The following is a 24,107-nucleotide window of genomic DNA, read 5'->3' on the forward strand; positions in this document are numbered from 1 at the left end:
GTGTCTCAGTTCCAATGTGGCCGATCACCCTCTCAGGTCGGCTACTGATCGTCGCCTTGGTAAGCCATTACCTTACCAACTAGCTAATCAGACGCGGGTCCATCTCATACCGCCGGAGCTTTGATAAGAAATCCATGTGAATCTCTTATATTATCCTGTATTAGCATACCTTTCGGTATGTTATCCATGTGTATGAGGCAGGTTACCCACGCGTTACTCACCCGTCCGCCGCTCTTTACCGAAGTAAATCGCTCGACTTGCATGTGTTAGGCACGCCGCCAGCGTTCATCCTGAGCCAGGATCAAACTCTCATATAAAAATTCGCTTTCGCTCATTTCGCCAACGTAATTATTTTGCTTTGCTTCAATAATTCCCGTTGCTCAAAAGTTGTCCATCGCTCAGACTAATCATTATCTGAATATCTGGCTTGGTTTGTTTGTTGTTTCAGTTTAATTCTTTAAGAATTAATTTATTGTTAACCTACTGTTTAATTTTCAAAGTTCTTTGCTTGTTTCAGCTTCTTTATTCTACCAAAGCCGTTTTTCTTTGTCAACTACTTTTTTAATAAGTTTTTTGTTGACCTTTTGTCCCTGTCTCAAGGACAAGTATTACTTTACCATTTTAAATAAAATACGTCAACACTTTTTACAAAAGTTTTTTTATACATTTTAATTTTATAAACATATAATATACTCTTAACATAGTAATACGCCAATTTTTTAACAATTTCACTTTTTATATTTTTATATAGTATTAAATATAAAAAGTTATAAAACCAAACAGATTTTATAACTTTTTATATGAGTATGTAGTTTAATTTTAATTATTTTCACTAAAATATTTTTGTATACCAACATAAATAGCCCATGCTATCTGATCTTGATATTCTTCATCATTTAATAACTTAGCCTCTTTGTCATTAGAAAGAAACCCACATTCTATTAATGTAGAAGGTATCTGGTTATCTTTTATTAAGTAAATATCATTTCTAGGCTTTATTTCTCTATTATTAGTCTTATCTACTACCCTTTTTAGTTCGCTTTGAATATAAGTTGCTAGTTTTTTATCATCTTCTTTGCCTGTTGGGTAAAAAGTTTGTGCACCGTAATACTTCGATTGTTGAAATTTATTAAGATGTATAGATACAAACATATCTGCTGAAGATTCATCAATTATTTTTTTTCTATTTCTCAGATTTTCATTATATTTTTGTCTAATAGTTTTTCCTGCTTCTTCAGTATATAAGCTTGTATCATCATTTCTTGTCAATATTACTGCTGCACCACTAGCTTCTATTAATTCTTTAACTTTCTTAGCTATTTTTAGATTAACGTCTTTTTCTTTTATCGATTGATCATCTGTCATTGCACCTGGGTCTATTCCTCCATGCCCTGCATCTACAATTATTGTTTTACTGGTTATTGGCATTAGTTTGATTACATCTTCCGATGCAGTTTTTATTTCTATTATTGATACTATTATCAATGCCAATGATATTATTCCAAATATTATTTTTTTACTTAATTTGCTCACATTATCACCCCATATATTTATATTGAGATTTGTCTTGATTTATTACTTTATTTCAATTAAAAAGGGACATACTATAAAAGTATATCCCTACATATTTAAACTTATCTTATTATATCAAACTCAACTATAGACTTAAACAAATCTCCATCTATATCTATAGAGAAAGTTCCTCCTTGTAAGTTAACTAGATCCCTGGCTATAGCAAGACCTAGTCCACTACCTTCTGTATTTCTAGAATCATCAGCCCTTTTAAATCTTTCCATTATTTCTTCCGGGTCAAAATTCAATTCATAAGAAGATATATTTTTCATTATCAATTTAACCTTGTCATCTTCTTCAACTATATCTATATATACTCTTGTGTTTGGTAAAGAATACTTAGATATATTAATTAATAAGTTTTCAAGAACTCTATATAATCTTCGTCCATCTGCTCTTACATAAGTTTTATCTTCTGGTATATTTATTTTTAAATCTAAGTTAGCTTGCGATAATTTTTCTTCCATCTCTCCAATAGATTGTCTTAGTAATTGAGTAAGATCTATTTTTTCCATATTCAATTCTATATTCCCACTACTAGCTTTACTAGCTTCAAATAAATCTTCTATTAGTATTTTTAGTCTTTTTGATTTTGAATCTAATACATTTACGTAGTCTTTTAAATACTCCGGACTAATATTTTCTTCTTTTTTTATTAATTCCACATAGTTTATTATAGAAGTTAATGGAGTTTTTAAATCATGAGATACGTTTGTAATAAGTTCTGATTTCATTCTCTCACTTTTTAGTTGATTATCTATAGCTTTATCTAGCCCATCTCTTATGTTGTTAATATTATCTGCTAAAGTTGTAAAATTATCTTCACCTATTAGCTTTAACTTATGATGAATATCTCCATTTTTTATCCTCTGAGTTCCATCCATTATATAAGATAAATACCATAGCTTTTTTAATACATAATAAGATAACCCACCTATTGTTAAAGCAGATGATATAATCGCAATAAAAGGACTATAGCTGCCTATTGCAATTATCATTAAAAATAAATTAACTACTATACATACTATAGTTAACCCTACTAATCTCTTTGATAGAGGCATACTTCTTGTAAGTTTTGATGTGTTTACTAATGCTTTTTTAGAAAAATTAAATACTCTATAAATAAAAATTGTCTTGAAGAAGTCTAACTTGTTGTCATAACTATTAATTTGCTTGTTAAATATATAAAATACAGTACAAATAAAGCCTATACCTAAAAAACTAAATACAAAACTACTAACCAAGTCATAATAATAATCTATACTTTGTATTACAAATACAACTGCACATATTAACCCTACTATATATAATTCTAAAGGTATAAATTTACTAAGCTTCAACCAAAAACTGTCTTTATCAAATAGTTCAGCTTTGCTTCTTTTATATAGAAATGTGCATATTATTCCTAATATCAATGAAAAAGCTAAAGTTGCTGATATTATTTGAACAAGTACTACATCTCTATTGAAATTACTTTTTGTTTCATAGATTTTATCATATGCACCAGAGGCATGTTCAAAGTTTTCAGGTATAGACATATATATATCACCATTTTTTAGTTGCATAACAGGTCCTAATTCATCATTTACATTTGAGTCTTTATATTCATTATTATTGAATGTTTTAGAATAGCTAACATTATGATTTTTAGATGATATTCTTACATCACATTCTCCTTTGTATCTATTTTTAAATTCTTTCGATGTCTTACTATCTGTATTTGTATAAATCTCATCTGTATCTTTATTTATAATAAAATAATTAAGATTCGAGATTTGTTTCAATCCTTCCCTTGAATATGTTCTTAGTTCTTTTGTATTGTTTGCATCTTCATTAGATGAATTTTTATCTGTTTCTTCTACACTTCCACTTGCAATGGATGTTAAATAACTCATTAAGTTATTATCAAAAGCCCTACTCTTATAAAACTCATCTTCTATAGCAAATTGTCCTTTATGCATATAGCTTGTGAATACGCCTGCACCTTTAACAAATAAATTAATTGTTGTAGGTATCATTGCTAAAAATGCTGATATACATATAAATATGATTACTAAGTTAATAAACTTAAATCCTTTGTTTCCTTTCATATAATCTCCTTTTTGTTTAAAATCTTAACGCTTTATATAACATGTAGTTTAAAATAAATATAACTACTGTATCTATAAATATATTCATGCCACCATAATTAAAACATATTATAATTCCTATTATCTGAGTTATGGCAAACATCAACAATACAAATATAAAATTGAACATTAAGCTTCTTTCTCTAAATACTTTCCCATTATAGTTTTTCAATTTTGTATCCCACTCCCCATACTACTTTTAAATATCTTGGTTCTTTTGGATTTATCTCAATTTTTTCTCTTATTCTTCTAATATGAACTGCTACCGTATTTTCCACATTAAAGCTTTCTTCATTCCATACTTTTTCATATATTTCATCTATAGAAAACACCCTTCCTTTATTAGCAAGAAGTAAGTTTAATATTTTAAACTCTATAGGAGTTACCTTTACTATTTGTCCATCTACTTTTACTTCTTTTGTAGATGTATTTAACTCTAAACCACCGCTACTTAATATTTCTTTATTATTTATGTTTTCATTATTATAAGTTCCTAATGCCACATATCTTCTTAAGTTGGATTTCACTCTAGCTATAAGTTCTAACAAATTAAACGGCTTTGTTATATAGTCATCTGCTCCTATATTAAGTCCCATTATTTTGTCTGTATCTTCACTCTTTGCTGAAACTAATATTATTGGTATATTTTTTTCTTCTCTTATTTTTATTGTTGCTTTTATTCCATCTAGTTTTGGCATCATTATATCCATAAGTATTAGATGCACATCTTTGTTTACTAATACATCTAAAGCTTCTACTCCGTTATATGCTTTATATACGTTGTAACCTTCATTTCGTAAAAATATCTCTATTGATTCAACTATTTCTTTATCATCATCAACTACTAATATATTGTACATTTGTATCATCTCCTTTATTCAATTCATTATCACTTGTATTATACACTAGAATCACATTCTTTTATAATTTTCGGACTTTTTAATACATATTTAGATTCATATGTATAAATTATAAAATCCACAAGTGTACATAATGAGTTTATTAAAAGGCTATCAATTTCTGCATACCTTCCACCTTTAATAAGGCCATTGTGTATATGCTTAACAATACTTCATAGATAATTTGTTTTACTTTAAATTTGCTTCTTTTATTAGTTAAATACAATGTTTCTAAAATTGTTAAATATATCATTACTCCTGCAATTAGGCTTTTATTCTCTATCAATGCACTTTTCCATATGCATTGATTAAGCATATTAATCTTCACCTCCTATATTTTTTACTATACTAATATAATAGAATAAATTTCTTACATTATAGTCACTCTATTTCTTAAGGAATTCTTACAAAAAAACTCACAGCAAAATGCCATGAGTTTATAATCAGTTAATATCCTTTACTCTTCTATTACTCTTATTAAATTAATCATTTCTATGGCGCCTACTGCACAATCAAATCCTTTATTTCCTGCTTTAGTTCCTGCACGCTCTATTGCTTGCTCTATATTTTCTGTAGTTATAACTCCAAACATTACTGGTATATCGCTGTTTAATGATACATGAGCAATTCCTTTTGATACTTCACTACATACATAATCATAGTGAGTTGTATTTCCGCGAATTACTGCCCCTAAACATATTATTGCATCATATTTTTTACTTTTTGCCATTTTTGATGCTATTAAAGGTATCTCAAACGCTCCTGGCACCCATGCAACTTCTATATTATCTTCATCTACATCATGTCGTTTTAGAGCATCTAACGCTCCACCTAATAACTTAGACGTTATAAACTCATTAAAACGAGCTGCTATTATACCTATTTTTATATCCTTTGATACTAACTTTCCTTCATAAATTCTCATACTTTTTATCTCCTTTTATAATTTTAAACTAAGCAAATTTTATTTTGAGCAACATATTTGCCTTAAGCTACAACGAAGGCATATCCTTGGCGATATGAGCGAAATAAATTTTAATAATTTAAAATATGGCCCATTTTTTCTTGCTTTGTTTTTAAATAAAATACATCATTTGTAGTTGGATTCATTTGTATTGGTACCCTTTCTACAATTTCTATGTCAAATCCTGATAGGCCATATATTTTTTCAGGATTATTTGTAAGTAGTCTTAAAGTTTTCGCTCCTAGGTCCCTTAATATTTGAGCTCCTATAAAGTATTCTCTCATATCCCCTTCAAATCCAAGAGCCAAATTAGCTTCTAAAGTATCCATGCCTTGATCTTGTAATTCATAAGCACGAAGTTTATTTATAAGACCTATACCACGTCCTTCTTGTCTCATATAAAGAAGTATTCCTCTTCCTTCCTCCTCTATTTGTCTCATAGCAACAGCAAATTGTTCTCCACAATCACATCTTCGTGAACCAAAAGCATCTCCCGTTAAGCACTCTGAGTGTACACGACACAATATATTTTCCCCATTACTTATATCTCCCTTTACTAAAGCTACGTGATGTTCTCCATTTAATTTATTTATATATCCATATGCTCTAAAATCTCCATAAGCTGTTGGCATTTTTGTATTAGCTACACATTCTACAAGATTGTCATGCTTTTTCCTATAATCTTGTAAATCTTTTATGGTTATAAATTTTATATCCCATTTTTTAGATAATTCTATTAATTCTGTTGTACGCATCATAGTTCCATCATCTCTCATAATTTCGCAACATAACCCACATTCTTTAAGTCCTGCTAATTTCATTAAATCAACAGCAGCTTCTGTATGTCCATTACGCTCTAGCACTCCATTTTTCTTTGCCAAAAGCGGAAACATATGACCTGGTCTACGAAAATCCTCTGGCTTAGAATTTTCATCCACACATTTCATTGCTGTAATGCTTCTTTCTAGTGCAGATATTCCTGTCGCTGTATCCACATGATCTATGGAAACTGTAAAAGCTGTACTGTGATTATCTGTATTGTTCGATACCATTTGAGTAAGTTGTAATTTATCACAAATTTCTTTACTCATAGGCATACATATAAGGCCTTTGGCATGAGTAGCCATAAAATTTACATTTTCTGTTGTTGCAAATTCAGCCGCACATATAAAGTCACCTTCATTTTCTCTATCTTCATCATCAGTAACAATTATTATTTTTCCTTCTCGAAGATCTTGTAAAGCTTCTTCTACTTTATTAAACTCAAACATTCTTGCTCCTCCTAAAAACCATTCTTTATTAAGAAATCCATTGTTATATTACTTTCATCTTTTTTGTTTTTTTCAAAAGTTATTAACTTTTCCACATACTTACCTATAACATCATTCTCGATATTCACAATATCCCCAACTAACCTGTGGGAAAGTATAGTTTCCTGTGATGTGTGAGGAATAATCGATACACTAAAACTATTTTCATTTACCTTTGCAACAGTTAAACTTATTCCATCTATGGCAATAGAGCCTTTTTCTACTATATATTTCATTAATCTATTTTCTACTGTCACTGTGTACCAAGTTGCATTACTATCTCTTTCAATTTTTATTACCTTTCCAGTTCCATCAATATGCCCCGATACAACGTGACCACCAAACCTACCACTTGCAGGCATTGCTCTTTCTAGATTTACATAACTTCCATTTTTCAAGCTACCCAATGAAGATCTACTCATAGTTTCATTCATTACATCAGCTGTAAAAATTTCATTACTAAATGTAGTTACAGTAAGGCACACACCATTTACAGAAATACTATCCCCTATATTAATATCTTCAAATATTTTTTTACCTTGTATAGTAATAATTGAAGATTTATTATCTTTTTTTACATTTTTTATTATTCCTATTTCCTCTATTATTCCTGTGAACATTCATATAGCACCTCACTTTCTATCAATACATCTTCATCTATTTTTATTATTTTTGTATTTTTTAAATAAAATGAGTTCTGAGGATTATCTACACCTATGCCTGATACTGGAGATTTGGCATTTATGCCCCCAAATATTTTAGGTGCAATATAAGTTTGAACTTTATTAACTATTCCACTATTTAATGCTGACCAGTTTAAAGCTCCCCCACCTTCTAAAAGAATGCTATCTATTTGTTCTTCGCCTAATATAATCATTAATTTTCTCAAATCAATATAATCATCTTTTTTAGGTACAACTATAACCCTACATCCTTTATCTTTGTATATTTTTTGTTTGTCTTCATCACTTTCCACCGTTGCTATTATTGTGGGTATCTCATGAGCTGTATTTACTATTTTACTGTCAATAGATATCCTTAGATTAGTGTCACATATTATTCTTGTAGGGTTTTTGCTACTGTTCAATCTACTATTAAGCATAGGATCATCTAGCAATACAGTTCCTACTCCTACCATTATTCCGCTATATTTATGTCTATCTTCATGTACCTTCTTTCTCGAAGCTTCTCCTGTTATCCATTTAGACTGATTAGTATAAGTTGCAATTTTACCATCCATTGTCATTGCATACTTCATTACAACATAAGGTGTTTTTGTATTTATATAATGAAAAAAAACTTCATTTAGAGCATCACATTCTTCTTTTAAAAATCCTTCTACAACCTCAACTCCATTATTACGAAGTTCTTCTATTCCTTTTCCTCTTACCAATGGATTTGGATCTAATGATCCTATAACAACTTTACTTATACCGGCCTCTATAATGGCCTGTGTACACGGTGGTGTTTTTCCATAATGACAACAAGGTTCTAATGTTACATATATAGTTGCTCCTTTGGGTGATTTTTTACAATTGTTAATTGCATTTCGTTCCCCATGAAACATTCCATAGGCTTGGTGATATCCTTGCCCTATTATTTCATTATCTTTTACAATAACAGCACCAACCATAGGATTGGGATTTACAAAACCACAACCTTTTTTAGCAAGTTCTAAAGCCATTTGCATATATTTTTTAGCAATCATATTTCACCTCCGATAAAATTCTTAAAAATAAAAAAACCTTGAACAATAAGTTCAAGGCAGAATTTATATAAATTAATTAATCTAATTATATATTTTATTTTAAATCAAAAAACTCTGAAATGATAAATTCATTCCAGAGCATACAATTCTAATTAATAAAAATTAAATCAGATTAATTATTTCATCTTCTTTCATCCAGACTTTACTGTCGGCTTCGGAATCACACCGAATCATGCCATAATGGCTCGTGGGCTATAACCACCGGTAGGGAATTTCACCCTGCCCTGAAGATTTTATTCAATTAAGATAATCATAATTTAATACGCTTAATTTGTCAATTATATTTTTATTTTACTTAGAAATAAAATTTTTAGAAAAAATACATTTCCATGTTTTGAATTTCCATTTTATGGTATAAATGTAGTATAAACAAAAACAAATACTGATTATATAGATTGAATTTGCTAAATCAAAGGAGGAAATAATTATGGAATTAAAGGGAAGTAAAACCGAAAAAAATTTACTATCTGCTTTTGCAGGAGAAGCCCAAGCAAGGACTAAGTACACTTATTATGCTTCTAAAGCAAAGAAAGAAGGATATAATCAAATAGCTGATATCTTCGAAGAAACTGCAAATAATGAAAAAGAACATGCTAAAATCTGGTTCAAACTTTTACATGATGGCATTCCATCAACTCCAGAAAATTTAAAAGATGCTGCTTCAGGAGAAAACTACGAATGGACTGATATGTATGTGACTTTTGCGAAAGAAGCTAAAGAAGAAGGATTCGATAAGATAGCATATTTATTTGAATCTGTTGGAAACATTGAAAAAGAACACGAGGAAAGATATCGTAAACTTCTTGAAAGTCTAGAAAATGGAACTATATTTAAAAAAGACAGTGAAGTTTACTGGCATTGCCAAAATTGCGGTCACATACATAAAGGCAACGTTGCACCTGAATTATGTCCTGTTTGTAATCATCCACAGTCATACTTCCAAGTTAGGGCAGAAAACTATAAATAAGCGAGTAATTAATCTCAAATAAATAATCCCAAAACCCAATATTAAGTTAGGCTAACAACTATTAGTTGTTAGCCATTCTTTTTATACGCTTAAATTTTACAATTCCCCATTACAGTTTTATATTGTGTATTAATTTAAGATATATTTAAATGAATTTTTACTTTTCAATAAATTTTCTTTATTTTATGAGAAATTGCTAGTTAAAATTTATAATAAAAAAGATGTATTCCAACAACATTGTTGAAATACATCCTGTATATACAATTTGAAAAATTTCCAATATTGAATAAAAACTATCTTTTTGAGAACTGAGGCGCTCTTCTTGCAGCTTTTAAACCATATTTCTTTCTTTCTTTCATTCTTGCATCTCTTGTTAAGAATCCTTCTTTCTTTAAGTCTCCTCTTAACTCAGCATCAGCTTTTAATAAAGCTCTTGATATACCGTGTCTTATAGCTCCAGCTTGTCCAGTGAATCCTCCACCTTCAACCTTTACTATTACATCGTATTTATTTTCATTATTAGTTAAAACTAATGGTTGTTTAACATCTCTTATTAATGTTTCGTAGTTAAAGTATTCATTAACATCTCTTCCATTAACTACTATATTTCCTTCACCTGCAACTAATCTAACTCTAGCTACAGAGCTTTTTCTTCTTCCTGTTCCGTAGAATTGAACTTTTTCCATGATAACTCCTCCTTTCACCTATTAATTCTATACGTTTAATTCAACTGGGTTTTGAGCTGCATGTGTATGTTCAGCACCTGCAAATACTCTTAATCTAGTCATCATTCTGCTTCTTAATTTATTTTTTGGTAACATTCCGCTAACAGCATGTGCTACTACTTCTTCTGGTTTCTTTTCCATCATTTCTCTGTAAGTTATTTCTTTTAATCCACCTACATAACCAGTGTGGTATCTATATAATTTTTGATCTAATTTCTTTCCTGTTAAAACTACTTTTGCTGCGTTTACAACAACAACAAAATCTCCACCGTCTACGTGTGGTGTAAATGTTGGTTTATGTTTTCCTCTTAATATAGTTGCTATTTCTGTAGCAAGACGACCTAATGTTTTTCCTTCAGCATCAACTACGTACCAGTTTCTTTGTACGTCAGCTGGTTTAGCTATATAACTTTTCATGGTTGTCCCTCCTTAATTTTTTAAATTTTTTATCTACCGTATATATAAAGTCCGGGGCAATGTGGACTTACTAGCACACTCTTATTCATTTTAATACAATGACCCTGGTGTGTCAAGTTTAATAATGAACTTTTTTAAGAAATAATCCGTGTGCAGGCGCGGTATGACCTGCTTCTCCCCTATCTTGCGAAGCAATTATTTCTTCCAGCGGTTTATCTATTCTTCCTCTGCCTACATCCACCAATGTTCCTACTATGATTCTCACCATATTGTATAAGAATCCATTTCCTTCCACTTCCAGAACAATTAAGTCTCCACTTTCCTCAATTGAAATATTGTGAATAGTTCTAACTGTATCTTTTACTGATGATCCAGAGCTCATAAATCCTTTAAATTCATGTGTTCCAAGTAGTGATTGAGCTTCTATGCGCATTTTTTCTATATCAAGGTCATATCTAACATGATATGATATATCCTTGTATAATGGGCTTCTATAAGGCTTATTATATATTAAATATCTATATATTTTCCCTGTTGCACTGTATCTAGAATGAAAATCATCAGATACTTCTTGGCAGTCAATTATAGATATATCCTTTGGCAACTTTGCATTTAAGGCATCAGGAATTCTAGCTGCGGGTATATTTGAGTTTGTCTTAAAGTTAGCAACTTGGCCTAAAGCATGAACACCTGCATCTGTTCTTCCAGATCCTATTATATTTACTTTTTCTTTTGTTATTTCATATATGGCATATTCTATTGTACCCTGTATACCAGAAGAGTTAGGCTGTTTTTGCCAACCACAATATTTTGTGCCATCATATTGTATAGTAAGTTTTAAATTTCTCATTTACTTCCTCATTTATATGAATTTAGTTACTATTATGATTGCCAAAAATACAACTTGTAAAACGTACGCTATATAATCAGCCTTTGTAATTTTAGCTTCTTTCATCTTAGTTCTATTATATCCACCTCTATAACACCTAGCCTCCATTGCCATTGCTAATTCATCAGCCCTTCTAAAGGCGCTAACAAATAACGGTACTAATAATGGTACTAAGTTTTTAGCTCTATTTATTATATTGCTACTTTCAAAATCAGCACCTCTAGACATTTGTGCTTTCATAATTTTATCAGTTTCATCTAATAATGTAGGTATAAATCTAAGAGCTATTGTCATCATCATGGCTAGCTCATGAACAGGCATTCCTATTTTCTTTAAAGGGTTTAACATTCTTTCTATACCATCTGTAAGTTGTATGGGAGAAGTTGTTAAAGTAAGTAATGATGTTCCAACAACTAAAAAAACTAATCTTATAGACATAAAAATAGCCTGTCTTATTCCCTCTTTAGTTAGAGTTAAGAAACCAAACTTCCAAATTACCTCACCAGGTAAAAAGAATATATTTATAACAAATGTAAATAGAATTATCCATCTAAGTGGTTTTATACCTTTTATAATATATTTAAAAGGTATTTGAGACATTTTTATTACTGCAACTAACGCTGCAGTCACTAGTAAATATGGCCAAAATTTATTTACTACAAATAAAGATATCATGAATACTATTGTTGCAACAAGCTTTGTTGTTGAATCTAACTTATGAATACAAGAATTTGCAGGATAATATTGACCTATTGTTATATCTTTTAACATTTCTTTCTTCCTTTCATGAAGTTTAGTATTTCTTCTTTTATTTCCTCTATTGTTAAGACATCAGTTTTTATATCAAAACCTTTATCTTTTAATTTTATAGCCAATTCTAAAACTTGAGGCACATCTAATCCTATTTTTTTAAGTCTTGATGCATGATTATTAAATATTTGTTTAGGCGTTCCCATAAATTCAATTTTACCATGATTCATAACTATTATAGTCTTAGCTATCTTAGCCATATCATCCATACTATGAGAAGATAGTATTATAGTCATATCACTTTCTTCATGCAACCTTTTTATTAAAGCAAAAATTTCATCTCTTCCTCCTGGATCTAGTCCAGCAGTAGGCTCATCTAGTATTAATAATTCTGGATTCATGGCTATAACTCCAGCAATTGCCACTCTACGTTTTTGACCACCGGATAAATCAAAAGGTGATTTATCTTTATATTCATTATAATCAAGTCCTACAGCCCTCATAGACTCTTTTACCCTGATAGATATTTCTTCTTGGCTTAAATTCAAATTAGAAGGGCCAAAAGCTATATCTTTTTCAACTGTTTCTTCAAAAAGTTGATACTCAGGATATTGAAATACTATACCTACTCTTTTTCTAATTTCAGTTAGATTTTGATTTTCACCAGTTATATTAAAATCCTTTATATAAATTTCTCCTGATGATGGTTTAATAAGACCATTTAAGTGCTGTATAAGTGTAGACTTTCCTGATCCTGTATGACCAATTAAACCTACAAAATCTCTATCTTTTATTTCAAATGATATATCATCTATTGCTTTACTAGCAAAAGGCATACCCTCATCATATATATAAGTTAAGTTTTTTACAATAATTGACATAATTTCACCACCATCTCATCTACTGTTAATACATCATCGCTAATATCTATTCCTTCATCTTTTAAAGAAGTGGCTAGTTCTGTCATATAAGGAACATCTAAACCTATTTTCTTAAGTTTTTCTATGTTTCTAAACACTTCTTTTGGTGTTCCTTCTAATACTTTTCGACCTTTATCCATAACTATAACTCTATCAGCATCTACAGCCTCTTCCATGTAGTGAGTTATATGCAATACTGTAATGTTTTCTTCTTTATTAAGTTTTTTTATTACATTCATAACTTCTTTTCTACCTGATGGATCAAGCATTGCTGTAGCTTCATCAAAAATTATGCATTTAGGTCTCATAGCAATTATACCTGCTATAGCAACTCTCTGCTTTTGTCCCCCAGATAATAAATGTGGCTGTCTATCTTTTAATTCCGTAATACCTACACTTTCAAGAGCTTCTCTAACCCTCTCTCTAATTATCGGAGGTTCTATACCTAAGTTTTCTGGTCCAAAAGCTACATCTTCTTCTACAATAGTTGCAACTATTTGGTTATCTGGATTTTGGAATACCATACCTGCAGTCTGTCTTATGTCCCATAGTTTTTCTTCATCTTTTGTATCATTTCCATCTATTAAGATATTGCCTTTTGTTGGCATTAAAATAGCATTTAAGTTTTTAGATAAAGTTGATTTTCCCGAACCATTATGTCCAATGATTGCCACGAACTCACCTTGTTTAACATTCAAACTTAAATTATCTATAGCTTTAAAACTAGATTCTTCAGTTATATATTCATATGAAATATTGTTAACGTTTATAATATTATTCATTTATTCTACTCCTTCTTTAAAGTAGTAATTTAAAATTTGTATCTTAATATTATATCACAGTTCTAATTAAAAAATAATTCCTTTGATTATATAATCTTTTTTAATTAATATTATTTGCATAAAAAAAAGATTAAGCCCATCAAACTTAATCTTTTTTCATATATTTCAACTATTTACTAAACTAATTCAATAAATGCCATTTCAGCTGCATCGCCTCTTCTTGGCCCTTTTTTTATTATTCTAGTATATCCACCATTTCTCTCAGCATATTTTGGAGCTATATCAGTGAATAAGTTGTTAACTACTGTTTCATCCATAACATAAGCTAAAACTTGTCTTCTAGCATGAAGATCCCCTCTTTTAGCAAGAGTTATCATCTTTTCAGCCATTCTACGAGTTTCTTTTGCTCTTGTTACTGTAGTTTCTATTCTACCACATCTTAGTAAATCAGTTACTAAGTTTCTTAACATAAGGTTTCTGTGTGATGTCACACGTCCTAATTTACGGTAATTAGCCACGCCAATCCCTCCTTTGCTCGCTTATTCTTCGCTAGGTTTAAGTCCTAATCCTAATTCTTCAAGTTTTTGAATAACTTCTTCAAGTGATTTTTTACCAAGGTTTCTAACCTTCATCATATCATCTTCTGATTTATTAGCTAATTCTTCAACTGTATTAATTCCCGCTCTCTTTAAACAGTTGTAAGATCTTACTGATAAATCAAGTTCTTCAATAGTCATTTCAAGAACTTTTTCTTTTTGATCTTCTTCTTTTTCTACCATTATTTCAACGTTGCTTACATGCTCAGTTAAGTCAATGAATAGATTTAAATGCTCAACTAATACTTTAGCTGCAAGAGATATACCCTCTTGAGGATTAATGCTTCCATTAGTCCATACTTCAAGTGTTAATTTATCATAATCTGATTTTTGACCAACTCTTGTGTTTTCTACATGGTAGCTAACTTTTTGTACGGGAGTGTATATTGAGTCTACAGGTAAAACACCTATAGGCATATTTTCAGTTTTGTTTTCCTCGGCTGGAACATATCCTCTACCTTTGTCGATGTTTATTTCCATATTAAATTTAGCATGATCATCTAAAGTAGCGATTAATAAGTCTTTATTTAATATTTCTACATCTGGCGGGCAGATTATGTCTGCTCCTGTTACAGTACAAGGTCCTTGAGCCTGAATTTTAAGAGTTCTACTTCCTTCACCATCTATAGTTGCAGAAAGCTCTTTTAAAGTTAATATTATTTCAGTAACATCTTCTTTAACTCCTGGCACTGTTGAGAATTCATGAAGAACACCATCTATTCTTATTGAATTCACTGCTACACCAGGTAAAGAAGATAATAATATTCTTCTTAGGCCATTCCCTATAGTAGTTCCATATCCTCTTTCTAAAGGTTCAATGACAAATTTTCCATATCTATAATCTTCACCAAGTTCTACAATGTCTACTTTTGGTTTTTCTATTTCTATCATGGACAAAACCCTCCTTCAAATTTATTAATCCACTGAGGGTAAACACCTCTAAAGAAAAACTTTAGAAGATGCTTATTATTTAGAATAAAGCTCTATGATTAAGTGTTCAGCTATTTCAAGATCTATATCTTCTCTATTTGGAAGAGCAGTTACAGTTGCAGTCATATTTTCTATGTTTGCATCTATCCATCTTGGAGCTACTTTTGTGTTTGCCTCTACTATACCTTTGAATTTAGCAGATGATTTAGAAGTTTCTTTAACTGCTATAACATCTCCAACTTTTACAGTGATTGAAGGTATATCAACTTTTTTACCGTTTAAAGTAAAGTGTGCATGAGTTAATAATTGTCTAGCTTCTTTTCTAGAGTTAGCTAATCCCATTCTATAAACGACATTATCTAATCTTCTTTCTAATAAGCTTAATAAATTTTCACCAGTTTTACCTGACATTTTTTCAGCACGTTCGTACATGTTTCTGAATTGAGTCTCTAAAACTCCGTATATTCTCTTAACTTTTTGTTTTTCTCTTAATTGTAAACCATAGTTAGAAACTTTTTTTCTCCCTTGTCCATGTTGTCCTGGAGCATAGTTTCTTTTAACTATAGCACATTTATCTGTATAACATCTATCACCTTTAAGGAATAATTTCATTCCTTCTCTACGGCATTGTCTGCATGATGCACCAGTATATCTTGCCATAATTACACCTCCTAATTATACTCTTCTTCTTTTTGGTGGTCTACATCCGTTGTGTGGGATTGGAGTAACATCTTTTATCATTGTTACTTCTAGTCCAGTAGCTTGTAAAGCTCTTATAGCAGCTTCTCTTCCTGAACCTGGTCCTTTTACGAATACTTCAACACTTTTTAAACCGTGTTCCATTGCAGCTTTAGCAGCAGTTTCTGCAGCCATTTGAGAAGCAAATGGAGTTGATTTTCTTGATCCTTTAAATCCTAATTGTCCTGAAGATGCCCATGATATAGCATTCCCATGAACGTCAGTTAAAGTAATTATAGTGTTGTTAAAAGTTGATTGTATATGTGCATGACCACGATCTATGTTTTTACGTTCTCTTCTTCTTACACGAGTAACTTTCTTTTTTTGTTTAGCCATTGTTCGATTTCCCTCCTATCCTAATTTATTATTTTTTCTTCTTACGAGATACAGTTTTTCTAGGACCTTTTCTAGTTCTAGCATTAGTCTTAGTTTTTTGCCCTCTTAGCGGTAAACCTTTAGCATGTCTTATACCTCTGTAGCATTTTATATCTCTTAATCTTTTTATATTTAAAGCGATTTCTCTTCTTAAGTCACCTTCAACTAAGAAATCAGTGTCTATTATTCTTCTTAATGTATTAACTTCATCATCTGATAAATCTTTGATTCTTACATCTGGATTTATCTCAGCTTTCGCTAATATTTCATTAGCAGTTGCTCTACCTATACCATATATATAAGTTAAGCCTATCTCCGCTCTTTTTTCTCTAGGTAAATCTACCCCAGCGATTCTTGCCATTACTTGCACCTCCTACGACTTAGTTATTTTACTTTTAATTGTTTTACTTGAATATTTATTAAAAAGTATCCAAGTACTGTATTTCCAACGCATCCAGCCAATGTCACATTTAATCATTATAACACATTCAATGACTTTATGCTAGTAATATTTTCTTATCCTTGTTTTTGTTTGTGCTTAGGATTTTCACATATAACCATTACTTTACCTTTTCTTTTAATGATTTTACATTTTTCGCACATTGGTTTTACTGATGGTCTTACCTTCATTATTATCCCTCCTTAGACTAGTACATAGCCTATTTCTTACGCCAAGTGATTCTTCCTCTTGTAAGATCATAAGGTGAAAGCTCAACATTAACCTTATCACCTTCAAGAATTCTTATGAAGTTCATTCTTAACTTACCAGATAAATGGCACAATACCTCATGTCCATTTTCTAGTCTAACTTTAAACATAGCGTTTGGTAAGTTTTCAATAACTGTACCTTCAAATTCTATAACATCTTTTTTGGCCATTATATAATCAGCCCTCCATTTTACATTTAAATACTTAGAAGTAAATGCAATTTTTGTGATAGCATTATACTATCCGTTTTATAAACTAGTTAATATAAGAGGTTCTTCCTCTGTTATTGCTATCGTGTGCTCATAGTGAGCAGAGTTTTTTCCATCTCCCGTTACTATCGTCCAACCATCGGCTAAACAGTAAACATGGTGACTTCCTTGATTAATCATAGGTTCTATAGCTAATACCATTCCTGGTTTTAATACAGGACCTTTATTTGATTTCCCGAAGTTTGGAATATTTGGAGATTCATGAAGATCTTTACCAACCCCATGCCCAACTAATGACCTAACTACCGAAAAACCATTTTTTTCTGTGTGTGCTTGTATTGTGTGTGAGATATCCGAAAGTCTATATCCAACTTTCGCGAATTTAAGTCCTTCATAAAAGCTTTCTTTCGTAACTTCTATGAGCTTCCTATTTTCTTCAGATATCAGGCCAACTCCATGAGTCTTCGCAGAGTCACCATGGTATCCTTTATAATAGGCGCCTATATCTATACTTATAATGTCTCCCTCTTTTACTATTTCATTACCAGGAATTCCATGCACAACTTTGTTGTTAATAGAAGCACATATACTTCCTGGAAATCCTCCATAGCCTTTAAAAGACGGTACTGCATTATATTTTTTTATATTTTCTTCAGCTATTTTATCTAACTCTAAAGTAGATATTCCCGGAATAATAGCATCTCTAATAATTTCATGAGTGTCAGAGACGATTTTCCCCGCTTCTCTCATAAGTTCAATTTCTGATTTAGATTTTATAATAATCATTAATTATTTACTACTTTCTAAAGCAGACACTATATCATTAAATACTTTATCTATAGATTGTTGACCATTTATATAAGCTATTATACCTGCTTTAGAATAATAATCAGCTAATGGTTTTGTTTCATCTAAGTAAACTTGTATTCTTTTTGATACAGTTTCTTCATTATCGTCAGCTCTTTGATAAAGCTCACCTTTACATATATCACAAATTCCTTCTTCTTTTGAAGGATTAAATTCTATATGGTAAGTAGCGCCACAAGATTTGCAGATTCTTCTACCAACTGCTCTCGCTACTAATTTTTCTTTATCAACTTCTATATTGATAACTGTGTCTAATGCCATTCCTTCTTCTTTCAAGAAAGCATCTAACTGTTCAGCTTGAGCTACATTTCTTGGGAATCCGTCTAACATGAACCCATTTTTACAATCATCTTGAGATAATCTATCTGTAACTAATCCTACAGTTAATTCATCAGGAACTAATAACCCTTGGTCCATAAACTCTTTAGCTTTTTTTCCAAGATCTGTTCCTTCTTTTATGTTTTTTCTGAATATATCTCCTGTTGATATATGAGGTATTTGGTATTTTTCAACTATTCCTGCAGCTTGAGTACCTTTACCAGCCCCAGGAGGTCCTAATAATATAAGTCTCATACTATCATCTCCAATTTATTTTAAAAATCCTTGATAACTTCTCATAACAAGGTGTGACTCTAATTGTCTCTTAAGTTCAAGAGCTACCCCTACAACGATTAGTATAGATGTTCCAGCTAAGCTCATCTGAACATTTAAGAAATGTACCGTGAATGCTGGTATCATCGCAATTATAGCCAAGAATACAGCTCCTGCTAATGTTAGCTTTGATAATATTTTATTTAAATAATCAATTGTAGGCATTCCAGGTCTTACTCCAGGAATGAATCCACCATTGTTTTTCATATTTTCTGCTATATCTTCAGTATTGAATGATATAGTAGTGTAAAAATATGAGAAAAATACTATCAATAGAACTTCTAAAGATCTATATATCCAAAAACCTATGCCTGAACTTGTACTTAGGTAAGTTGATACAAATGTTTGAGCACTTTCTCCCATAAACATCGCTATAGTTTGTGGAAAAGCTAAAAGTGAACTAGCAAATATTATTGGCATAACACCTGACTGGTTTACTTTCATTGGTATATGAGAACTGTCTCCTCCATATAGTTTTCTTCCAACAACTCTCTTAGCATATTGCACTGGTATTTTTCTAACTGCTTCATTTATATATGTTACTGCCATTATAGTTATTAGCATTACAACAATAATTAATATTGCAGCCCATAAAGCTAACGTCCCTTGATTTACATCTTTTACAGTTCCAATAAGATCTGTTGGTATTCTTGATATGATACCAACGAATATTATAATTGAACTACCATTACCTAAACCTTTTTCAGTAATTCTGTCACCCATCCACATTACAAGCATACTACCGGCAACTAAAGTTACTATAACTGTTAAAATGAAAAATATGCTATCAGATGCTAAAGCCGATCTTACAATCCCTAGTGTAATACCTACTGCTTGTACAAACCCTAACGCTAAAGCTGTATATCTAGTATATGCATTCATTTTTTTTCTACCTTCTTCACCAGACTTTTGCAGTTCTTTCAAACTATCAAATCCGATTGTAAGAAGTTGTATAATAATTGAAGCTGTAATAAACGGTCCTATACCTAAAGCGAATAGAGTAAAGTTGCTGAAAGCGCCCCCAACAAACATATTATATAGGGAAAGTAGGCTATTGTTGCCTACCATATCCTTTATAATACTGGTATTGACTCCAGGAACTGGTATAGTAGTACCTATTCTAAATATTAGAATCATCATTAGGGTATATAAAATTCTTTTTCTTACATCTTTCACTTTCCAAGATTGTTTTATCTTTGATAGCACGTAATCACCCCACAAGTATTGCTAGAAAGCTTAAATTATACTAATTCAGCTTTTCCTCCAGCTTTTTCTATTTTCTCTTGAGCTGATGCTGTGAATTTAGAAGCTTTAACTGTAACAGCTTTTTCAAGATTTCCTTGTCCTAATATTTTTATACCGTCTTTTTCTATTTTACTTACAGCACCTGTAGATTTTAATAATTCTGCAGTTACCTCAGTACCATTCTCGAATCTATTTAAAAGTTCAACGTTAACTTCTGTATATTGCTTTTTAAATATATTTGTGAAACCTCTTTTAGGTAATCTTCTAGCAAGTGGCATTTGTCCACCTTCGAATCCTACTCTAACTCCACCACCTGAACGAGACTTTTGTCCTTTTTGTCCACGTCCTGCAGTTTTACCTTGACCAGTAGCAGTACCTCTACCTAATCTTTTCTTAGCCTTTACTGCTCCTTTAGCAGGTTTTAACTCATGTAGTTTCATGGATTGCACCTCCTTCTTATTCCGTAAATAAATTATTCAGTTATTTCAGTTACTTCAACTAAGTGACTAACTTTAGCGATCATACCTCTCATTTGGGCATTATCTTCTTTAACAACTACTTGTTCTCTTTTTGTTAATCCTAACGCTTCCACGTTTTTTCTTTGGTTAGGAGTAGTTCCTATTGTACTTCTAACTAATTTGATTTGTAATTTAGCCATTTCACACTACCTCCTTAGCCTAAAAGATCTTCAACTTTTTTACCTCTTAGTGCAGCTACATCTTCAGCTGTCTTAAGAGATTTAAGTCCTTCTATTGTAGCATTTACTAAGTTTCTTGGATTTCTAGTTCCTAAGCATTTCGCTCTAACGTCTTTTAATCCAGCTAATTCTAATAAGTCTCTAGCAGCACCACCAGCGATAACTCCTGTACCTTCTTGAGCTGGCATTATTATTATTCTTCCAGCACCAAAGTGTCCGATAACTTCGTGAGGTATAGTAGTTCCTACCATAGGTACTCTTATAAGATTCTTTTTAGCATCTTCTACTGCTTTTCTTATAGCATCTGGAACTTCCATAGCTTTTCCAGAACCTATTCCAACGTGTCCGTTTTCATCTCCAACAACTACTAAAGCTGCGAATCTAAAGTTTCTACCACCTTTAACAACTTTAGTAACACGTCTAACTTCAACAACTTTTTCTTGTAAATCTAGTTGTCTCGCATCTATTAATTTACGACGCATGTGCATGTCCCTCCTTTTTAATTAGAATTTAAGACCAGCTTCTCTTGCAGCTTCAGCTAATTCTTTTATTCTTCCATGATATAAGTATCCACCTCTGTCAAATACAACTTCAGTTATACCTTTTTCTACAGCTTTCTTAGCTACTAATTGTCCAACTAATTTAGCTGCGTCTTTGTTTCCTGTATGATTAACAGCACCCTTTACATCAGCTTCTAAAGAAGAAGCAGCAACAAGAGTTACTCTATTAGTGTCATCTATTATTTGAGCGTATATATTGTTTGAACTTCTAAATATACATAATCTTGGTCTTTGAGTAGTTCCAGATATTTTTCTTCTTACTCTCTTATGTCTTTGAAGTCTTATAGCATTTTTATCAGCTTTCTTTAACATTGAGCTCACTCCTTTCAACCTTTATTTAATTAGGCTTACTTTTTACCAGTTTTACCTTCTTTACGTCTTACAACTTCACCAGCGTATCTTATACCTTTACCTTTGTATGGCTCTGGTTTTCTCCAATCTCTTATTTTAGCAGCATAGTTACCAACTAATTGCTTGTCTATACCTTTTACTACTAATTCAGTTTGATTTGGAGCTTCTACAGTTATTCCTTCTGGATCTACCATCTCAACTGGATGAGAGTATCCTAAGTTCATAACTAATTTATTTCCTTGTTTTTGTGCTCTGTATCCAACACCTACTAATTCTAATTTCTTTTCGAAACCAGTATTAACTCCTACTACCATGTTATCTATTAAAGTTCTAGTTAACCCGTGTAATGATCTGTGTTGTTTGTTATTTGTTGGTCTTTCAACAGTTATAACATTTCCTTCTTGTTTTATAGTTAAAGCACCATCAAATTGGTTTGTTAAAGTTCCTTTAGGTCCTTTTACAGTTACTGTATTATCAGCAGCTATAGTAACTTCAACACCAGCTGGTACTGTTATTGGTTTAACACCTATTCTTGACATAGTCGCACCTCCTTACTTAGTTCGATTGATTACCAAACGTAGCAGATTACTTCTCCACCAACATTTTCTTTTCTTGCTTGTTTATCAGTTAATATACCTTTTGAAGTAGATATTATAGATATTCCTAATCCTCTTAATACCTTTGGTACTTCGTAAGCATTTGTATAAACTCTCATACCAGGTTTAGATATTCTCTTTATACCTTGTATAACTCTTTCGCCTGATTGTCCGTACTTTAATTGTATTCTTATTATTCCTTGTTTCTCATCTTCTATAACATCATAACCTCTAACGAAACCTTCTTCTAATAAGATTCTAACTATCTCTTTCTTTATGTTAGAAGCAGGAACGTCAACAGTTTCATGCTTAACAGTATTTGCATTTCTTATACGAGTCAGCATATCTGCAATTGGATCTGTCATTGTCATATTGAAAACCTCCTTTCAGTTTAAAAAAATCTTACCAACTTGCTTTTCTTACACCAGGTATTTGACCTTTATAAGCTAATTCTCTGAAGCATATACGGCATATACCAAAGTTTCTTATTACAGAATGTGGTCTACCACATATTGAGCATCTAGTGTATTCTCTTGTTGAATACTTTTGCTTCTTTTGTTGTTTTACAACCATCGCTTTTCTAGCCACTGGAATCCCTCCTTTAATTATTTAGAAAATGGCATTCCTAATAATTTTAATAATTCACGAGCTTCTTCGTCTGTTTTAGCTGTAGTAACGAATATTACATCCATTCCTCTAACTTGATCTATCTTATCATATTCTATCTCAGGGAATATTAATTGCTCTTTAACACCTAAAGCGTAGTTTCCTCTACCGTCGAAAGCGTTAGGATTAATTCCTCTGAAGTCTCTAACTCTTGGTAAAGAAACAGAAACTAATTTATCTAAGAAGTAGTACATTTTATCAGCTCTTAATGTAACTTTTGCACCTATTGGCATACCTTCTCTTAATTTGAAGTTAGCTACTGATTTTCTTGCTTTAGTTATAACTGGTTTTTGTCCAGATATTATTTCCATTTCTTCTATTGCTTTTTCTAATCCTTTTGGATTTTCTTTAGCATTTCCAACACCCATATTAATAACTATTTTATCTAATTTAGGTATTTCCATTATGTTTTTGTATCCAAATTTCTCCATCATAGCTGGAGCAACTTCTTTATTGTATTTTTCTTGTAATCTAGAAGCCATTTAAGGTCCCTCCTTTCAAGCTATATTATATTTCTTTTCCGCTCTTAACTGCTACTCTAACTTTTTTTCCGTCTTTCATTTCAAATCTAACTCTTGTTCCTTTTCCTGTTTCAGAATCAACTGGCATTACATTTGAAACGTGTATAGCAGCTTCTTTATTTACTATTCCACCTTGTGGGTTTATGGCACTTGGTTTTTGGTGTTTAGTTACTACGTTCACACCTTCAACTATTACTTTATTAGTCTTAGGGAATACTTTAACAACTTTCCCAGTTTTACCTTTATCTTTACCAGCTATAACAACAACTGTATCTTCTCTTTTAACACGCATCATGTCCTATTGC

Annotated in this window: 35 protein-coding genes, 1 rRNA gene and 1 riboswitch; of the genes, 1 reads left to right on the forward strand and 35 read right to left on the reverse strand. The window is 31.3% G+C overall.

Annotation, left to right across the window (positions count from 1 at the left end; genetic code table 11):
• The 10 genes from K0040_RS09540 to ribD all read right to left on the reverse strand — a co-directional run.
• Positions 1 to 317, reverse strand: a 16S ribosomal RNA gene (locus tag K0040_RS09540); the annotation flags it as partial.
• 502 nt (positions 318 to 819) lie between these two features.
• Positions 820 to 1,533 (reverse strand): N-acetylmuramoyl-L-alanine amidase CwlD, encoded by a 714-nt coding sequence (gene cwlD / locus K0040_RS09545; RefSeq protein ID WP_228108660.1) that lies wholly within the window; start codon positions 1,531 to 1,533, stop codon positions 820 to 822.
• 101 nt (positions 1,534 to 1,634) lie between these two features.
• The gene (locus K0040_RS09550) at positions 1,635 to 3,662 is read right to left on the reverse strand and encodes a sensor histidine kinase (RefSeq protein ID WP_228108661.1); all 2,028 of its coding nucleotides are present in this window, start codon (positions 3,660 to 3,662) and stop codon (positions 1,635 to 1,637) included.
• Between the two features lie 16 nt (positions 3,663 to 3,678).
• Positions 3,679 to 3,873, reverse strand: a complete 195-nt coding sequence (locus K0040_RS09555) for a hypothetical protein (protein ID WP_228108662.1) — start codon at positions 3,871 to 3,873, stop codon at positions 3,679 to 3,681.
• The gene (locus K0040_RS09560; RefSeq protein WP_228108663.1) at positions 3,860 to 4,561 is read right to left on the reverse strand and encodes a response regulator transcription factor; all 702 of its coding nucleotides are present in this window, start codon (positions 4,559 to 4,561) and stop codon (positions 3,860 to 3,862) included. Before K0040_RS09560 ends, K0040_RS09555 begins: the two co-directional genes overlap by 14 nt.
• Positions 4,562 to 4,703: 142 nt before the next feature.
• Positions 4,704 to 4,916, reverse strand: coding sequence for a hypothetical protein (locus K0040_RS09565; protein ID WP_228108664.1), 213 nt, complete (start codon positions 4,914 to 4,916; stop codon positions 4,704 to 4,706).
• Between the two features lie 141 nt (positions 4,917 to 5,057).
• The gene (ribH, locus tag K0040_RS09570) at positions 5,058 to 5,525 is read right to left on the reverse strand and encodes a 6,7-dimethyl-8-ribityllumazine synthase (RefSeq protein WP_228108665.1); all 468 of its coding nucleotides are present in this window, start codon (positions 5,523 to 5,525) and stop codon (positions 5,058 to 5,060) included.
• A gap of 110 nt (positions 5,526 to 5,635) precedes the next feature.
• Entirely contained in the window at positions 5,636 to 6,835 is a 1,200-nt protein-coding gene (locus tag K0040_RS09575) for a bifunctional 3,4-dihydroxy-2-butanone-4-phosphate synthase/GTP cyclohydrolase II (RefSeq protein ID WP_228108666.1), read from the reverse strand.
• An 11-nt stretch (positions 6,836 to 6,846) separates the two neighbouring features.
• Positions 6,847 to 7,494, reverse strand: a complete 648-nt coding sequence (ribE, locus tag K0040_RS09580) for a riboflavin synthase (protein ID WP_228108667.1) — start codon at positions 7,492 to 7,494, stop codon at positions 6,847 to 6,849.
• On the reverse strand, positions 7,479 to 8,582 hold the full coding sequence (ribD, locus tag K0040_RS09585) for a bifunctional diaminohydroxyphosphoribosylaminopyrimidine deaminase/5-amino-6-(5-phosphoribosylamino)uracil reductase RibD (RefSeq protein WP_228108668.1): 1,104 nt from the start codon (positions 8,580 to 8,582) through the stop codon (positions 7,479 to 7,481). The genes ribE and ribD overlap by 16 nt, the downstream gene beginning before the upstream one ends.
• A 179-nt stretch (positions 8,583 to 8,761) precedes the next feature.
• Positions 8,762 to 8,878, reverse strand: a riboswitch (FMN riboswitch).
• 191 nt (positions 8,879 to 9,069) lie between these two features.
• Between ribD and rbr the strand changes: the two genes are divergently transcribed.
• Positions 9,070 to 9,609 (forward strand): rubrerythrin, encoded by a 540-nt coding sequence (rbr, locus tag K0040_RS09590; RefSeq protein ID WP_265588858.1) that lies wholly within the window; start codon positions 9,070 to 9,072, stop codon positions 9,607 to 9,609.
• Between the two features lie 293 nt (positions 9,610 to 9,902).
• Here rbr and rpsI read toward each other — a convergent pair whose 3' ends face one another.
• The 25 genes from rpsI to rplX all read right to left on the reverse strand — a co-directional run bounded on the left by rpsI (position 9,903) and on the right by rplX (position 24,094).
• Positions 9,903 to 10,295, reverse strand: a complete 393-nt coding sequence (rpsI, locus tag K0040_RS09595; RefSeq protein ID WP_026255080.1) for a 30S ribosomal protein S9 — start codon at positions 10,293 to 10,295, stop codon at positions 9,903 to 9,905.
• A 27-nt stretch (positions 10,296 to 10,322) separates the two neighbouring features.
• Positions 10,323 to 10,751: a 50S ribosomal protein L13 gene (gene rplM / locus K0040_RS09600; RefSeq protein ID WP_018590401.1), complete on the reverse strand. Its 429-nt coding sequence runs from the start codon at positions 10,749 to 10,751 to the stop codon at positions 10,323 to 10,325.
• Positions 10,752 to 10,869: 118 nt separating this feature from the next.
• Entirely contained in the window at positions 10,870 to 11,601 is a 732-nt protein-coding gene (truA, locus tag K0040_RS09605; RefSeq protein ID WP_228108669.1) for a tRNA pseudouridine(38-40) synthase TruA, read from the reverse strand.
• 12 nt (positions 11,602 to 11,613) lie between these two features.
• The gene (locus tag K0040_RS09610; RefSeq protein ID WP_228108670.1) at positions 11,614 to 12,411 is read right to left on the reverse strand and encodes an energy-coupling factor transporter transmembrane component T family protein; all 798 of its coding nucleotides are present in this window, start codon (positions 12,409 to 12,411) and stop codon (positions 11,614 to 11,616) included.
• Positions 12,405 to 13,271 (reverse strand): energy-coupling factor transporter ATPase, encoded by an 867-nt coding sequence (locus K0040_RS09615; RefSeq protein WP_228108671.1) that lies wholly within the window; start codon positions 13,269 to 13,271, stop codon positions 12,405 to 12,407. The genes K0040_RS09610 and K0040_RS09615 overlap by 7 nt, the downstream gene beginning before the upstream one ends.
• Complete coding sequence (locus tag K0040_RS09620; protein WP_228108672.1) at positions 13,256 to 14,092, reverse strand: energy-coupling factor transporter ATPase; 837 nt, start codon at positions 14,090 to 14,092, stop codon at positions 13,256 to 13,258. The genes K0040_RS09615 and K0040_RS09620 overlap by 16 nt, the downstream gene beginning before the upstream one ends.
• A gap of 176 nt (positions 14,093 to 14,268) precedes the next feature.
• Positions 14,269 to 14,610: a 50S ribosomal protein L17 gene (gene rplQ / locus K0040_RS09625; protein ID WP_018590396.1), complete on the reverse strand. Its 342-nt coding sequence runs from the start codon at positions 14,608 to 14,610 to the stop codon at positions 14,269 to 14,271.
• Positions 14,611 to 14,631: 21 nt separating this feature from the next.
• The gene (locus K0040_RS09630) at positions 14,632 to 15,579 is read right to left on the reverse strand and encodes a DNA-directed RNA polymerase subunit alpha (protein WP_228108673.1); all 948 of its coding nucleotides are present in this window, start codon (positions 15,577 to 15,579) and stop codon (positions 14,632 to 14,634) included.
• 75 nt (positions 15,580 to 15,654) lie between these two features.
• Positions 15,655 to 16,278, reverse strand: a complete 624-nt coding sequence (gene rpsD / locus K0040_RS09635) for a 30S ribosomal protein S4 (protein WP_074920380.1) — start codon at positions 16,276 to 16,278, stop codon at positions 15,655 to 15,657.
• Positions 16,279 to 16,293: 15 nt separating this feature from the next.
• Entirely contained in the window at positions 16,294 to 16,692 is a 399-nt protein-coding gene (rpsK, locus tag K0040_RS09640; RefSeq protein WP_018590393.1) for a 30S ribosomal protein S11, read from the reverse strand.
• 28 nt (positions 16,693 to 16,720) lie between these two features.
• Positions 16,721 to 17,092, reverse strand: a complete 372-nt coding sequence (gene rpsM / locus K0040_RS09645; RefSeq protein WP_039680326.1) for a 30S ribosomal protein S13 — start codon at positions 17,090 to 17,092, stop codon at positions 16,721 to 16,723.
• A 155-nt stretch (positions 17,093 to 17,247) separates the two neighbouring features.
• Positions 17,248 to 17,361, reverse strand: a complete 114-nt coding sequence (gene rpmJ / locus K0040_RS09650) for a 50S ribosomal protein L36 (RefSeq protein ID WP_018590391.1) — start codon at positions 17,359 to 17,361, stop codon at positions 17,248 to 17,250.
• Between the two features lie 29 nt (positions 17,362 to 17,390).
• A complete protein-coding gene (infA, locus tag K0040_RS09655) occupies positions 17,391 to 17,609 on the reverse strand; it encodes a translation initiation factor IF-1 (protein WP_039680327.1) in 219 nt (72 codons plus the stop codon).
• Between the two features lie 78 nt (positions 17,610 to 17,687).
• Complete coding sequence (gene map, locus K0040_RS09660) at positions 17,688 to 18,434, reverse strand: type I methionyl aminopeptidase (RefSeq protein WP_228108674.1); 747 nt, start codon at positions 18,432 to 18,434, stop codon at positions 17,688 to 17,690.
• A gap of 3 nt (positions 18,435 to 18,437) precedes the next feature.
• Complete coding sequence (locus K0040_RS09665; protein WP_228108675.1) at positions 18,438 to 19,088, reverse strand: adenylate kinase; 651 nt, start codon at positions 19,086 to 19,088, stop codon at positions 18,438 to 18,440.
• 15 nt (positions 19,089 to 19,103) lie between these two features.
• Complete coding sequence (gene secY / locus K0040_RS09670; RefSeq protein ID WP_228108676.1) at positions 19,104 to 20,372, reverse strand: preprotein translocase subunit SecY; 1,269 nt, start codon at positions 20,370 to 20,372, stop codon at positions 19,104 to 19,106.
• 35 nt (positions 20,373 to 20,407) lie between these two features.
• A complete protein-coding gene (gene rplO, locus K0040_RS09675) occupies positions 20,408 to 20,851 on the reverse strand; it encodes a 50S ribosomal protein L15 (protein WP_228108677.1) in 444 nt (147 codons plus the stop codon).
• Between the two features lie 32 nt (positions 20,852 to 20,883).
• Positions 20,884 to 21,069: a 50S ribosomal protein L30 gene (rpmD, locus tag K0040_RS09680; protein WP_039680331.1), complete on the reverse strand. Its 186-nt coding sequence runs from the start codon at positions 21,067 to 21,069 to the stop codon at positions 20,884 to 20,886.
• Between the two features lie 14 nt (positions 21,070 to 21,083).
• The gene (gene rpsE, locus K0040_RS09685; RefSeq protein ID WP_206925867.1) at positions 21,084 to 21,590 is read right to left on the reverse strand and encodes a 30S ribosomal protein S5; all 507 of its coding nucleotides are present in this window, start codon (positions 21,588 to 21,590) and stop codon (positions 21,084 to 21,086) included.
• A gap of 21 nt (positions 21,591 to 21,611) precedes the next feature.
• The gene (gene rplR, locus K0040_RS09690) at positions 21,612 to 21,980 is read right to left on the reverse strand and encodes a 50S ribosomal protein L18 (RefSeq protein WP_148558543.1); all 369 of its coding nucleotides are present in this window, start codon (positions 21,978 to 21,980) and stop codon (positions 21,612 to 21,614) included.
• A 35-nt stretch (positions 21,981 to 22,015) separates the two neighbouring features.
• A complete protein-coding gene (rplF, locus tag K0040_RS09695; protein WP_074920372.1) occupies positions 22,016 to 22,558 on the reverse strand; it encodes a 50S ribosomal protein L6 in 543 nt (180 codons plus the stop codon).
• A 29-nt stretch (positions 22,559 to 22,587) separates the two neighbouring features.
• Complete coding sequence (gene rpsH / locus K0040_RS09700; protein WP_228108678.1) at positions 22,588 to 22,986, reverse strand: 30S ribosomal protein S8; 399 nt, start codon at positions 22,984 to 22,986, stop codon at positions 22,588 to 22,590.
• A 31-nt stretch (positions 22,987 to 23,017) separates the two neighbouring features.
• Complete coding sequence (locus tag K0040_RS09705) at positions 23,018 to 23,203, reverse strand: type Z 30S ribosomal protein S14 (RefSeq protein WP_018590380.1); 186 nt, start codon at positions 23,201 to 23,203, stop codon at positions 23,018 to 23,020.
• A gap of 17 nt (positions 23,204 to 23,220) precedes the next feature.
• Positions 23,221 to 23,763 (reverse strand): 50S ribosomal protein L5, encoded by a 543-nt coding sequence (gene rplE, locus K0040_RS09710; protein ID WP_074920370.1) that lies wholly within the window; start codon positions 23,761 to 23,763, stop codon positions 23,221 to 23,223.
• Between the two features lie 25 nt (positions 23,764 to 23,788).
• Positions 23,789 to 24,094 carry a 50S ribosomal protein L24 gene (gene rplX, locus K0040_RS09715; protein ID WP_228108712.1) on the reverse strand — a complete coding sequence of 102 codons (306 nt, stop codon included), beginning with the start codon at positions 24,092 to 24,094 and terminating at the stop codon, positions 23,789 to 23,791.
• Positions 24,095 to 24,107: the final 13 nt, after the last annotated feature.

The sequence above is a fragment of the Terrisporobacter petrolearius genome, from assembly GCF_020748185.1.
GTDB lineage: Bacteria > Bacillota > Clostridia > Peptostreptococcales > Peptostreptococcaceae > Terrisporobacter > Terrisporobacter petrolearius.